Annotated in this window: 13 protein-coding genes; 12 read left to right on the top strand and 1 reads right to left on the bottom strand. The window is 63.9% G+C overall.

Translation table 11 applies throughout. The features are described 5' to 3' along the window. The first annotated feature begins 57 nt into the window (after positions 1–57). The 12 genes from Q6D67_RS15385 (at position 58) to Q6D67_RS15330 (ending at position 12,498) form a co-directional block, all read left to right on the top strand. Positions 58–1,194, top strand: coding sequence for a diguanylate cyclase (locus Q6D67_RS15385; protein WP_304706552.1), 1,137 nt, complete (start codon positions 58–60; stop codon positions 1,192–1,194). A 100-nt stretch (positions 1,195–1,294) separates the two neighbouring features. Beyond that, the gene (locus Q6D67_RS15380) at positions 1,295–2,473 is read left to right on the top strand and encodes an acyl-CoA dehydrogenase family protein (protein ID WP_304706551.1); all 1,179 of its coding nucleotides are present in this window, start codon (positions 1,295–1,297) and stop codon (positions 2,471–2,473) included. Positions 2,474–2,494: 21 nt separating this feature from the next. Then, positions 2,495–3,634, top strand: coding sequence for an acyl-CoA dehydrogenase family protein (locus Q6D67_RS15375; RefSeq protein WP_304706550.1), 1,140 nt, complete (start codon positions 2,495–2,497; stop codon positions 3,632–3,634). A gap of 29 nt (positions 3,635–3,663) precedes the next feature. After that, entirely contained in the window at positions 3,664–5,379 is a 1,716-nt protein-coding gene (locus Q6D67_RS15370) for a class I adenylate-forming enzyme family protein (protein ID WP_304706549.1), read from the top strand. A 45-nt stretch (positions 5,380–5,424) separates the two neighbouring features. Then, entirely contained in the window at positions 5,425–6,675 is a 1,251-nt protein-coding gene (locus tag Q6D67_RS15365; protein WP_304706548.1) for an acyl-CoA dehydrogenase family protein, read from the top strand. Between the two features lie 48 nt (positions 6,676–6,723). After that, the gene (locus Q6D67_RS15360) at positions 6,724–7,188 is read left to right on the top strand and encodes a MaoC family dehydratase (RefSeq protein WP_304706547.1); all 465 of its coding nucleotides are present in this window, start codon (positions 6,724–6,726) and stop codon (positions 7,186–7,188) included. A gap of 140 nt (positions 7,189–7,328) precedes the next feature. Beyond that, the gene (locus tag Q6D67_RS15355) at positions 7,329–8,249 is read left to right on the top strand and encodes an SDR family NAD(P)-dependent oxidoreductase (RefSeq protein WP_304706546.1); all 921 of its coding nucleotides are present in this window, start codon (positions 7,329–7,331) and stop codon (positions 8,247–8,249) included. Between the two features lie 45 nt (positions 8,250–8,294). After that, a complete protein-coding gene (locus tag Q6D67_RS15350; RefSeq protein ID WP_304706545.1) occupies positions 8,295–9,473 on the top strand; it encodes an acetyl-CoA C-acyltransferase in 1,179 nt (392 codons plus the stop codon). Position 9,474: 1 nt separating this feature from the next. Continuing rightward, a complete protein-coding gene (locus Q6D67_RS15345; RefSeq protein ID WP_304706544.1) occupies positions 9,475–10,452 on the top strand; it encodes an NADPH:quinone oxidoreductase family protein in 978 nt (325 codons plus the stop codon). Between the two features lie 10 nt (positions 10,453–10,462). After that, on the top strand, positions 10,463–11,626 hold the full coding sequence (locus Q6D67_RS15340) for an iron-containing alcohol dehydrogenase (RefSeq protein WP_304706543.1): 1,164 nt from the start codon (positions 10,463–10,465) through the stop codon (positions 11,624–11,626). Next, positions 11,623–12,054, top strand: a complete 432-nt coding sequence (locus Q6D67_RS15335; RefSeq protein WP_304706542.1) for a thioesterase family protein — start codon at positions 11,623–11,625, stop codon at positions 12,052–12,054. Before Q6D67_RS15340 ends, Q6D67_RS15335 begins: the two co-directional genes overlap by 4 nt. Before the next feature lie 54 nt (positions 12,055–12,108). Further along, a complete protein-coding gene (locus tag Q6D67_RS15330; protein ID WP_304706541.1) occupies positions 12,109–12,498 on the top strand; it encodes a cupin domain-containing protein in 390 nt (129 codons plus the stop codon). Between the two features lie 155 nt (positions 12,499–12,653). Here Q6D67_RS15330 and Q6D67_RS15325 read toward each other — a convergent pair. Beyond that, the coding region (locus tag Q6D67_RS15325; protein ID WP_304706540.1) for an HNH endonuclease signature motif containing protein at positions 12,654–13,326 on the bottom strand (673 nt) is incomplete at its 5' end.

The raw sequence follows: 13,326 nt of genomic DNA, 5'->3' as shown, positions 1-13,326 counted from the left end.
TGACTTCCCTTGGCGCTCGCCCATGATAGTGGTTTCCCATTGTTGTCGGCGCACTCCATGAATGTACTTCATGTGCCAACCCTGTTTCTGATGATTGCGATGATCTCGAGCGTGTGCACGGTCATCATGCTGGTCCTCTGGCGCATCAATCACAGCATGAGCGGGGTTTTTCATTGGTTTCTGGCAACGGCGGCCAGTGCGACGGCGTTCCTGCTGATGTTTCCAGTTGTCGGGCGCGGTGGAGCCGAGGAGTACTTCCTGGTCGTCAACAACACCCTGACCCTCACTGCGGTTACGCTGACCGTGGAGGGGAGTCTCCGGTTCCGCGGCTTTCAGTCAGACCACCGCTGGAAGTGGATGTTGGCGCTGGTGCCGCTCTTCGCCTTGCTGGCCTGGGTAAATCGCGATGACGTCGTCCATCGCTACCTCTGGCACGACAGCCTGACGGCAACCGGCCTGCTGGCGGTAGCGGTGGTCATGGTATGGCGGACAGGCCGCGACGAGTTCAGAATCTACCAGCTCTCCGCCCTGTTCGCGGCCCTGCTGGCCCTCGCTCTCCTGTTTCGCTGGTGGACCTCCCTGCAGGTCCTGCTGGACCCCGCCCGGGAGCTGGCGGCGGCTACGGTGCTTGTTTTCGTGGCGATGTCGCTGTACCTGATGGGCTGGACCTTCAGTATCACCGTGGCCTGCTACTTCCGGGAGCACCAGCACACTCTGCTATTGGCCAGCGAGGATGTGCTGACCGGGTTACCCAACCGGCGCAGCATCGACGAGACCCTCAACCGTACCCTGGAGCGTGCCCGGCGCCACCGCGAGCATTTCGCCGTGGTGATGCTGGACTTGAACCGCTTCAAGCGGGTGAACGATGAACTGGGTCATCAGGCCGGTGATGCGCTGCTGGTGGAAGTGGCTCGCCGCCTGCGGTGTTTTTTGCGGGAAGCTGACTACGCGGGGCGGCTCGGGGGTGACGAATTCCTGCTGATTGTGCACGGTATCGACAACCGGGTCAGCGCCGGGCGGGTGGCGAAGCGCCTGCGCGAAGCCCTGGATGGTCCCGCCGTTCTGGGGTCCGAGACGGTGTCGGTGGCGATTGCCGTGGGTGTCGCCATCTGGCCGCAGGATGGTGACAGTGTCGACGCGCTCCTCACTGCCGCCGATCGCCACATGTATGAGGACAAGCCCGGGCATTCTTGAAAGTTAGCAAAACATACTGTATGTTCAAATCCGGTTTGCGGAGGCTACGGTCTGCGCAGTGAACTGGACGGTGGCCGCCCGGCCCTGAAGAGGTGATCCCGTGAGCAAGCTGGAAGAATTCCGCGCTGAAACCCGCGCCTGGCTGGAAGAGAATTGTCCGCCCGCCATGCGCGAGCCGGTCCGCAGTTTCGAGGACCTGTACATGGGGGGGCGCAACCCCGAAATTGCACACCCGGAGCAGAAGGTCTGGTGCGACCGCATGGCCGCGCGGGGCTGGACCGTGCCGCACTGGCCCCGGGAATACGGCGGCGGCGGTCTGGACAAGGAAGAGTGCAAGGTGCTGCAGCAGGAGATGGCACGGATCAACGCCCGCCGGCCGCTGGACAGCTTCGGTATCTCCATGCTCGGCCCGGCCCTGCTGCAATTCGGTAACGAAGAGCAGAAGCTCGAACACCTGCCGCCGATCTGCCGCGGCGAGATCCGCTGGTGCCAGGGCTACTCCGAACCCAACGCCGGCTCTGACCTGGCCAGCCTGCAGACCCGCGCCGAAGACCAGGGCGATCACTATATTATCAATGGCCAGAAAGTCTGGACCTCCTATGCCGACAAGGCGGACTGGATCTTCTGCCTGGTGCGCACCGACAACAGCGGCAGCAAGCACGAGGGCATCAGCTTCGTCCTGTTCGACATGGACAGCCCCGGTGTCAGCACGCGCCCGATCCGCCTGATCAGCGGCTCCTCGCCCTTCTGCGAGACCTTCTTCGACAATGTGAAAGCCGACAAGCGCAACCTGGTGGGGGAGGAGGGCAAGGGCTGGACCATCGCCAAGTACCTGCTGACCCACGAACGGGAAATGATCTCGGGCTTTGGCGCGGCGCCCAAAAAATCCCTCGGTGAAGCCGCGCTCGAAACCCTGGGTGCGGACGCCAGCGGCCGGCTCGGCAACGGCATCCTGCGCCATACCATCGCCCAGTACCAGCTCGATGCGCTGGCCTTTGCCGCCACCATGAGCCGGGTCGGGGACGAGGCGAAGGCGGGCCAGGGCCTCGGCGCCGCCTCCTCGATTTTCAAGTACTACGGCACCGAGTTGAACAAGCGCCGCAACGAACTCAATATCGCCATTGGCGGCGAAGCGGCGCTGGGCTGGGAGGGCGAGGCCTATAACGGCGGCGTTACCAGCCGCGACTGGCTGCGGTCCAAGGGCAATTCCATCGAAGGCGGCACCTCCGAGGTGCAGCTGAATATTATCGCCAAGCGGGTCCTGGGCCTGCCGGACTGAACGCGAGAGAGGGCAGACAAGATGGCACTGGTACTGACTGAAGAGCAGGTCATGCTCAAGGAATCCGCCGCCGGGCTGCTGGCAGAGAAGGCCGGCGTGGCCCAGCTGCGTGCCCTGCGCGATGCGGATGATGAACTCGGCTTCTCCCGCGATGTGTGGCAGGAGGTTGTGGCCATGGGCTGGCCCGGCATCGCCGTTGCCGAGGCCTATGGCGGGCTTGGCTACGGCTACACCGGCCTGGGCCTGGTGCTGGAGCAGGCCGGGCGCCACCTGAGCCCCACTCCGCTGCAGGCGTCGGTACTGGTGGGCGCCACCGCGATCAACGAATTGGGTTCTGAAGCCCAGAAGCAGGCACTGCTGCCGGCCCTGGCCGCCGGTGAAGTGCTGGTGTCGCTGGCGCTGCAGGAGGGTGCCCAGCATGCGCCGGAGCAAACGGCGCTGACGGCGGTCGCCGACGGAGACGGCTATACCCTGACGGGCAACAAGATCCTGGTCCTGGATGCCCTGGCGGCGGATCACTTTGTGGTGATTGCCCGCACCGCGGGCAGCGCGGGTGACAGCGAAGGCCTGACGGCCTTTCTGGTTCCCGCTGAGGCGAAGGGTTTGACCGTGGAGCGCCGCAGTATGGTCGACTCCCGCGGGGTCGGCGCACTGCGCTTCGACGGGCTGAGGCTGGATGCGGATGCGGTCATGGGCGAGCCGGGCCAGGCCTGGGCGGGCCTCAGCCGTACCCTGGACATTGCCAATATCGGCCTGGCGTCCGAGCTGCTGGGCCTTGCTACCGAGGCCTTTGAGCTCACGGTCGCCTACCTCAAGGAACGCAAGCAGTTCGGTAAATTGATCGGTTCCTTTCAGGGGCTGCAGCACCGCGCGGCGGAACTGTTCGCGGAGCTGGAACTGGCTCGCTCCATTGTACTGCAGGCGCTGCAGGCAATCGACGCGGATGATCCCGAGCTGCCGAAGCTGGCGAGCGCCGCCAAGGCCAAGCTCTGTGAAGTGGCGCAGCGCGCCACCAACGAGGGAATCCAGATGCACGGCGGTATCGGCATGACCGACGAGTACGATATTGGCCTGTTCATCAAGCGGGCCCGGGTTGCCCAGCACTGCTTTGGTGACTATAACTACCACCTCGACCGCTTTGCCCGCCTGAGCGGTTTCTAGCAGTCCCCGAGACGGAGCAATAAAAACCAATGGATCCGGCACTCGAAAATTATGCGGCCACAGTCGCCGCTCTTACCGCTGATGGGCAGCCCTTTGCGCTGGACAAGGTTTCCATCAACGATGTGGACTTCCGGACCTACGTCACCATGCCCGCCAACCTGGGCGCCTACTGCGCCATCATGCAGCAGCACGGCGACAAGGATTTTGTGGCGTATCGCGAGCAGCGCTACAGCTTCGCCGAAACCTGGGCCCGCAGTGCTGCCCTCGGTGCCGCTCTGCAGAGCAGGTTAGGTGTGGCTCCCGGGGACCGGGTGGCAATAGCCAGCCGCAATAGTCCGGAGTGGATGATGGCGTTCATCGCCGTCGTCTCCATCGGCGCGGTGGCGGTACCCATGAACGCCTGGTGGACCACCGAGGAGCTCGAATACGGCATCGAGGACAGCGGCAGCCGGATAGTGGTGGCGGACCCGGTGCGCGCTGCGCGCCTGGCGCCCATTTCCGAGCGCTATCAACTGCGGATTATCTCGGTAGGCGATGTCTCCGACCTGCCGCTGGCGACCGAGGATTTCGACGCCCTGCAGGCGGAGTTTGCCGGCGCGGCCATGCCTGAGGTCGCGGTTGCACCCGAGGATGACGCCACCATCATGTATACCTCAGGCTCCACCGGGCACCCCAAGGGCGCGGTGTCCACGCACCGCGCCATCCTCGCCGCCCTGTGGAGCTGGATGTTGCTGGGCACGGTGAACAAGATGCTCGCCGGCGATTCCGCTACCCCGTCGCTACCCCCGGCGGGGCTGCTTACCATCCCCCTGTTCCACTGTACCGCCAGCCATTCGGCCTTTCTGCTGTCGCTGTTGATTGGCCGCAAGCTGGTCATCATGCACAAGTGGGATGTGCAGGAGGCCCTGCGTCTGATCGAAGCGGAACGCATTACCTGGTTCAACGGCGTGCCGACCATGTCCGCGGAGTTGCAGGCGGCGGCCCGGGATACGGAGCGCGACATCGCCTCCCTGGTGGACATTTTTTCCGGCGGCGCGGCGCGGCCCCCGGACCAGGTGGGCAAGATTGCCTCCACCTTCAAGCGCGCAGCGCCCGGGATTGGCTATGGGCTCACCGAGACCAATGCCATCGGTGCAGTCAATGCCGGCGCGGCCTATGTCGCCAATCCCGCCAGCACCGGGCGCATTGTGCCTGCGGTCACGGAGTTCAAGATCATCGACGGCGACGGCAACAGCCTTGCGGTCGGCGAGCGTGGCGAGCTATGCATCAAGTCCACCGCCAACTGCCGCGGCTACTGGAACAAGCCCGAGGCCACCCGGGAGGCCTTTATCGACGGCTGGTTCCACACCGGTGACGTGGCTTACCTGGACGAACACGGTTTTCTCTATATCGTCGACCGGATCAAGGACATCATCATTCGCGGCGGCGAAAACATCAGCTGCATTGAGGTGGAAGCCGCCATTCACAAGCACCCGGCGGTGCTGGAAGTGGCGGTGTTCGGTCTCCCCGATGAGCGCCTCGGCGAGACGGTGGGCGCGGTTGTGGTGTTGCGAGAAGGGCAGGAACTTGCCGCCGCGGAGTTGCAGGACGACCTGCGTGAACACCTGGCGACGTTCAAGGTGCCCGCGCACATCTGGCTGCAGCGCGAGCACCTGCCCCGGATCGCCTCGGGCAAGATCTTCAAACGGCAGCTGAAGGCGGACTACGCGGCAGCGCTTACCCAGGGACAGGGGGCCGGGCAGTAGTGCTGGCCACCTTCCATTTATTTTTACAGTAGAAGCGAGTACATCATGGATCTTGGAGTCAGTGACAAGTTGCAGCCCCTGCTGGCGCAGGTCAGGGCCTTCGTGGCCGAGGAAGTTGCCCCGGTCGAAGAGGAATACATCGCCGAGATCGGCGTCGGCGACCGCTGGCAGTTTACCGCCCGCCAGACCGAGATCATGGAAACCCTCAAGGGCAAGTCCAGGGCGGCCGGCCTGTGGAACTTCTTTCTCACGGACGGCGAGCACGGCTCCGGCCTGACCACGGTGGAATACGCCTACCTCGCGGAGGAAATGGGTAAATCCCACATCGCCGCCGAGGTGTTCAACTGCGCCGCCCCCGACACCGGCAATATGGAAGTCCTGCACAAGTATGGCAGCGAGACGCAGAAAAAGAATTGGCTGGAGCCGCTGCTCAATGGCGAGATCCGCTCCGCCTATGCGATGACCGAACCCGGCGTCGCCTCTTCGGATGCCACCAACATTTCTACCAGCGCAGTGCTGGAGGGCGATGAGTGGGTCATCAACGGCGAGAAGCACTACATTTCCGGGGCCGGCGACCCGCGCTGCAAGATCATGATCGTGATGGTCAAGACCGACCCGGAGGCGCCCAAGCATCTGCAGCAGTCCCAGATCCTGGTGCCCATGGACACTCCCGGAGTGGAGAACCTTCGCGCCATGCACGTGTTTTCCATGGATGACGCGCCCCACGGCCATATGCACCAGCGCTACACCGATGTGCGGGTACCGAAAGACAATATGATCCTCGGCCCCGGCCGCGGCTTTGAAATCTCCCAGGGCCGCCTCGGCCCGGGCCGAATCCACCACTGCATGCGCGCCATTGGCGCCGCGGAAAAGGCGCTGAAACTGCTCTGCGAGCGCTCCGTGTCCCGCACCGCTTTCGGCAAGCCCCTGGCCCGGCTCGGCGGCAATGTCGACATTATCGCCAACGCCCGTATGGACATCGAGATGGCGCGCCTGCTGACCCTGAAGACCGCCTGGATGATGGACAATGTGGACCCCAAGGAAGCGCGGGTCTGGATCTCCATGATCAAGACCGCGGTGCCCAATATCTCCATCCGCATCGTCGACCAGGCGATCCAGATGTTCGGCGCCACCGGGGTGTCCCAGGATACCCCCCTGGCTACCATGTATATGGCCCAGCGTACCCTGCGCCTGGCAGACGGCCCGGACGAAGTTCACCGCATGGTGGTTGGCCGCAACGAGCTCAAGGGCTACATGCAGCAGCAGGAAGTCAACGCGACGTTCCGCGACGGCTGATCAGTTACACAACAACCCACACAGCGCACAGACAGACAGGAGCCCGCAATGGCATTTACCGTAGTCCCGAAAGAAGAGCTGGTTAACTACAAGGGAACCAGGCTGGAACCCAGCCCCTGGTCGACCATGGATCAGGAGCGGATCAACACCTTCGCCGATTGTACCGAGGACCACCAGTTCATCCATGTGGACCAGGAAAAGGCGGCGCAGACGCCCCTGGGCGGCACCATCGCCCACGGCCTGCTGACCCTGGCCATGCTGCCCAAGTTTTGCGAGGGCAACGGCATCATGCCGGAAAACGTGGTCATGGGACTGAATTACGGTTTTGACAAGGTCCGGTTTCTGGCACCGGTCAAGGCCGGCAAACGGGTGCGCGCCCAGATAGAAATGCTCGATGTGCAATTCAAGGATGCCAACCGCATATTGATCAAGCAGGGTATTACGGTTGAGATCGAAGGCGAAGAAACACCGGCCCTGGTGGCCGAATGGCTGTCCATGATCATCGTGGGCTGAGGGTAAAAACCATCGCCCGCGGAGCGGGCTCCTACAGGAAGGAGTCGCTGTAGGAGCGCGGTCTCCGCGCGATAATCCACCGATACCATTGTAAGAACCATCGCCCGCGGAGCGGGCTCCTACAGGAAGGAGAGGAAGTAATGAGTATTCGCTATGACGGCAAGGTGGCCATCGTGACTGGCGCCGGCCAGGGGCTGGGTCGCTGCCACGCCATTGCACTGGCCCAGCGCGGCGCCAAGGTGGTGGTCAACGACCTGGGCGGGACCAAGGACGGCACCGGCGCTTCCAGCGAGGCCGCGCGCGCGGTGGTGGCGGAGATCGAGGCCGCCGGCGGCGAGGCGATTGCCAACGGTGCCAACGTCGCCAGATACGCCGAGGTGGAAGCCATGGTGCAGCAGACCATGGACCAATGGGGTCGGGTCGATATTCTGATCAACAATGCCGGCATCCTCCGCGACAAGAGTTTCGCCAAGGGCACCCTGGAGGATTTCCGGCTGGTACTGGACGTGCACCTGATGGGGACCGTCAATTGCACCAAGGCGGTGTGGGAGATCATGCGCGAACAGGAATATGGCCGCATCGTGGTGACTACTTCATCCAGCGGCCTCTACGGCAATTTTGGCCAGAGCAACTACGGCGCGGCCAAGATGGGCGTCATCGGCCTGATGAACACCCTGGTGCAGGAGGGTGCCAAGTACAACATCCGGGTCAATGCCCTGGCACCCACCGCGGGCACCCGCATGACCGAGGGTCTGTTGCCAGAGAAGGCCTTTGATCTGCTGACGCCCGAGACGGTGACCCCGGCGGTGCTGTACCTGGCCAGCGAGGACTCTCCCAACCGCACCATCCTGGCCGCCGGCGCGGGCGCTTTTGCCGTGTCGCGTATCGTGGAAACCGAGAGTGTGTGGCTGCCCGTAGACGAGCAGACACCGGAAGGTATTGCGGCACACTGGGAGCAGATCAGCAAGCGGGATGGCGAGCGCGAGCTGACCGCCGGTTTTGAGCAAAGCATGAAGATGATTGGCGAGGCCGCCGCAGGCCTTGGCATCAAACTCGACTAGAGCAACAGGCGCAGCCCGCAAAGCGCGGGTCGCCGGGAGAACCCTATGAAAGAAGCAGTTATCGTAAGCACCGCCCGCACCCCGATCGCCAAGGCCTATCGGGGCGGATTCAATAACCTTGGCGGCGCCAGCCTGGGCGCGGCGTCCGTGGCCGAGGCGGTCCGGCGCGCGGGTATCGACCCGGCCCGGGTCGAGGATGTCATCATGGGCTGCGCGCTGCAGCAGGGCGCAACCGGTAGCAACGTGGCGCGGCAGATTGCCCTGCGCGCGGGCCTGCCGGTCACGGTCTCCGGCATGACGATCGACCGCCAGTGCTCCTCCGGCCTGATGGCCGTGGCCTCCGCGGCCAAGCAGATCATGCACGATGGCATGAGCTGCGTGATCGGCGGCGGCCTGGAGTCCATCTCCCTGGTGCAGAACGAGCATATGAACCTGCACCGCATGGTCGACGAGGAGCTGCTGGCCATGCATCCCGACATCCACATGCCCATGCTGCAGACCGCGGAAGTGGTGGCGAAGCGCTACAACATTTCCCGCGAGGCGATGGACGAGTATGGCCTGCAGTCCCAACAGCGTACCGCTGCGGCCTACGAGGCCGGCCGCTATGACGCCGAGCTGGTGCCGGTGACCTGCAAGCGCATTGTCTGGAACAAGGAGACCGGTGAGCAGTCCGAGGCCGAGGCCACGGTCAGCGCCGACGAAGGGCTGCGCGCTACTACCGCCGAGGGCCTGGCGGGCCTGAAGACCGTGATCGAAGGCGGCACCATCACTGCCGGCAACGCCTCCCAGCTCTCGGACGGCTCCTCGGCCCAGCTGCTGATGGACGCCAAAACCGCGCAACAGGAAGGCCTGGAGCCACTGGGCATCTACCGCGGCATCGCCGTGGCGGGCTGCGAGCCGGATGAAATGGGTATCGGCCCGGTATTCGCTGTGCCGAAACTGCTCAAGCAGCACGGTCTCAGCGTGGGCGATATCGGCCTGTGGGAGCTGAACGAGGCTTTCGCAGTGCAGGTGGTTTACTGCCGCGACAAGCTCGGTATCGACAACGACAAACTCAATGTCAGCGGCGGCGCCATCTCCATTGGCCATCCCTACGGCATGAGCGGCTCGCGGATGATCGGCCACGCCCTGCTCGAGGGCAAGCGCCGCGGCGTCAAGTACGTGGTCATTACCATGTGTGTCGGCGGTGGCATGGGTGCCGCCGGCCTGTTCGAGGTGGCGTAGCATGAAAGCAGTCGTATGCAAGGAACACGGCCTGCCCGAAAAGCTGGCCTTCGAAACCAACTGGCCCGATCCGGAGCCGGGTGACAACGAGGTTCTGATTGATGTGAAGGCGGCGGGCCTCAACTTTCCCGACGTGCTGATCATCCAGAACAAGTACCAGACCAAGCCCGAGCTGCCGTTTATTCCCGGGGGCGAGTGCTCCGGCGTGGTAGCGGCAGTCGGCAAGAACGTGACCCGGCTCAAGCCCGGTGACAAGGTGATTTCCATGGGTTCCCACGGCGCCTTCTGCTCGCGTATTGCGGCGGACCAGAACGCCGTGTTCCCGATGCCCGATGGGCTCAGTTTCGAGCAGGCGGCGGGCGTTTCCATCACCTATTTCACCTCCTACTACGCCCTCAAGCAGCGCGCCAACATCCAGCCCGGGGAGACCCTGCTGGTGCTGGGCGCCGCCGGCGGCGTCGGCACTACCGCGGTGGAACTGGGCAAGCTGTTCGGGGCGAAGGTGATCGCCGCGGCGAGCTCGGACGAAAAACTGGAGCTGTGCAAAAAGCTCGGTGCCGACGAGGTGATCAACTACAGCAAGGTTTCGCTCAAGGATACAATCAAGGAGCTGACCGGCGGCAAGGGCGTGGACGTGGTCTATGACCCGGTGGGCGGTGACTACTCGGAACCGGCGGTACGCAGTATGGCCTGGAAGGGCCGCTACCTGGTGATCGGCTTTGCCAGCGGCCCCATCCCCAGCATTCCCCTCAACCTGACCCTGCTCAAGGGTTGTGCCATTGTCGGCGTGTTCTGGGGCCGCTTCATGGCGGAGGAGCCGGAGGTCAACCTGCAGAACATCCACGAGCTGTGGGCCCTGTTCGCCGAGGGCAAGCTGAACCCGGTGGTCACCGACACGTTTCCGTTGGAGGAGTACGAGGCCGCCTACGCCTGTATGATGGAGCGCCGCGCCCGCGGTAAAGTCATCCTGACCATGTAGGAGGCCCGGCATGCAGCCGTTTGTGTTCAATACCGTGCCGCAGTTGATCTGCGAATCTGGCAGCGCCCTGGCATTGGCGGAGCGCTGCCGGCGCCTGGGAATAGACAAACCGCTGCTGGTTACCGACCCCGGGTTGATGGCCATCGGCCTGGTGCAGCCGGTACTGGCAGCGCTGGATGCCGGCGGGATGCCGGCGATCCTGTTCGACCAGGTGCGGGAGGACCCGCCGGAAGCCACGGTGGAGGCCGCAGCTGCCGCCGGGCGCGAAACCGGTGTCGACGGTGTTATCGCGGTCGGCGGCGGCAGCTCCATGGATGTGGCCAAGGTGGTGGCGGTGCTGCTGGGCGGATCCCAGCCCCTGTCCGCCCTCTACGGTGTCGACCAGGTGGAGGGTGCCAGGTTGCCGATGATCCTGGTGCCGACAACTGCTGGCACCGGTTCGGAGGTGACCCCGGTAGCGGTCATCACCACCGGGGAAACCACCAAGGCCGGCGTGTCGTCCGCGCTGCTGTTGCCGGATGTGGCGGTGCTGGACCCGGACCTGACCCTCGGCCTGCCGCCGGGGGTTACGGCGATGACCGGCGTCGATGCCATGGTGCACGCCATCGAGGCCTATACCTCGAAAGTCAAAAAGAACCCTATCTCCGACAATCTGGCGCGGGAAGCCCTGCGCCTGCTGGGAGCCAATATCCGCACCGCGGTGCATTCGGGCAGCGACCGCGAAGCCCGCGCCGGCATGCTGCTCGGCGCCTGCCTGGCGGGGCAGGCCTTTGCCAATGCGCCGGTGGCGGCGGTGCACGCCCTGGCGTATCCCCTGGGCGGGCATTACCACATCCCCCATGGCCTCACCAATTCCCTGGTTCTGCCCTCGGTATTGGCATTCAACATGCCAGACGCCGCGCCGCTGTACGCAGAGTTGGCGGAAATCCTGGTCCCCGGCGTTAGCGGCGGTGTTGAAGCCCGTGCCGCCGCCCTGGTGGTCGCCATCCGGGCATTGATCGACGACGTGAATCTCCCCGCAACCCTCCAGGCTGCGGGTGTGCCCGAACAGGATCTGCCGATGCTGGCAGAGGATGCGATGCTGCAGCAGCGCCTGCTGGTCAACAATCCGCGGGAGGTGGTGCTCGCCGATGCCCTGGACATCTACCGCGCCGCCTACGGGGCCACGGCATGAGCAAGCGCCCGCAGCGCAGTGACTACAAGGTGTTCTACCCGATCAGCACCCGCTGGTCCGACAACGACACCTACGGCCATATCAACAACGTGGTCTATTACTCTTACTTTGACTCCGTCGCCAACCGCTACCTGATCGAGGAGGGCGGGCTGGACATCAACGACGGCAGGATCGTCGGCTATGTGGTGCAGTCCGGCTGCGACTACCATGCCCCGGCCAGCTACCCGGAAGCCATCGAAGGCGGCTTGCGGGTGGATCGTCTGGGCAACAGTTCGGCGCAGTACGGCATCGCCATCTTCCGCCAGGGCGAGGACGAAGCTCTGGCCCACGGCCATTTTGTCCATGTCTTCGTGGATCGCGCCGCCAACAGGTCGGTGCCGATTCCGCAGGGTTTGCGGGTGGCGCTGGAGAAGCTGGCGCCAAACTGAGGTCTGCCAATGATCGTGCCGCGCTCACTCTTTGTTCTTCTCTGCTGCGCTCCCTTGTCGTTTTTTGTTCAGGCAGAGACTCCCGAACCGCTCCACCCGGAGCAGGCTGGCTGGTCCGCGCCGCTGGGTTTGGCCGGTGTCGCCGGCGCCTGGCTGCTTGGCAATCAGGCAGACGAGGGCATTTATCAATACAGGGTGCGGCTTGAGCCCGGGGCCCGCATCCCGCCCCACACCCACCCGGATACCCGCAACAGCACAGTGCTGAAGGGGACCCTGTGGGTTGGATTCGGTGAGTCCTTCGATGAGGGCGCGTTGGTGGCGGTACCGGAGGGCAGCCTGTACCTGGCACCCGCCGGCACGCCCCACTTTCTCTGGGCCAGGGACGGCGCGGTGGAGTATCAGGAGAGCGGCGTCGGACCTAGCGGCACCCGGGTCTTGCAGTAGCCCCGCCTGCTTCAAAATTCACCGCAGTAGCAGAAGGCCAGCACCGAAACCCCGGTTTGTCTGGTGGACTGGACAATATCAGGTTTGTCCACTCCACTAGACAGGCGAGGGAGAAGTGGGTTTTGTAGTCATACACCGCGTGGCGTGACGCCGGTTCAGGTCATTTTCGGTGAACCGCAGCTAAGTTCTCTTGGCGAGAAAATCTCCGCGGAAACCCCGTTCAGACGGACATCAGGGCACCCGCGATGTAGCTGACGGTGGTGGAATCGACACAGCGTCACCAGATTATCCAGCCGTGTTTCTCCACCCTCGGCCCAGTGCTGGATATGGTGAGCATCCACATACTCTGATTCCTGGCAGCCGGGATACTGACAGACTCCGTCCCGCTCGCGCAGCGCACGGCGAATATGTTCCGGCACAATGCGCGACTTTCTACCCACGTTCAGCACCTTGCCGGCGTCATCCTCCAGCACAGTAACCAGGGACGCATCGCAACTCAGCACCTGGCATCGCTCCGCGCCTTGCAGCCCCTGCAAACCCCGATAATCCGGCCCCGATACCAGAAAGTGCTCCACCATGGCCACCAGCGCATCGGCTCGCACCTGGTTCATGTGCTGCGAAAAAGTTTCCGCGGAAATTTTCTCCTCCGCCCGCGCGTAAGCAAGATGGTCAGGCAGGGATTCCCGGACACTGCATTCTGACGTCTCTCCCGGGCGTGGACTGTCGGGAGCGTTCTCTCTGCGCAGCCCGGGGCTTACACGGCCGGTCGGGGCCTCTCCATACAAGCCCAGGTTTGCACCGTTTTCAGCGCCCGCACCGGGATCAGCC

The organism is Haliea sp. E1-2-M8, assembly GCF_030649675.1.
GTDB lineage: Bacteria > Pseudomonadota > Gammaproteobacteria > Pseudomonadales > Halieaceae > Haliea.
Note: the sequence above shows the minus strand (reverse complement) of the source record. Positions and strands in the feature narration are given on the sequence as shown.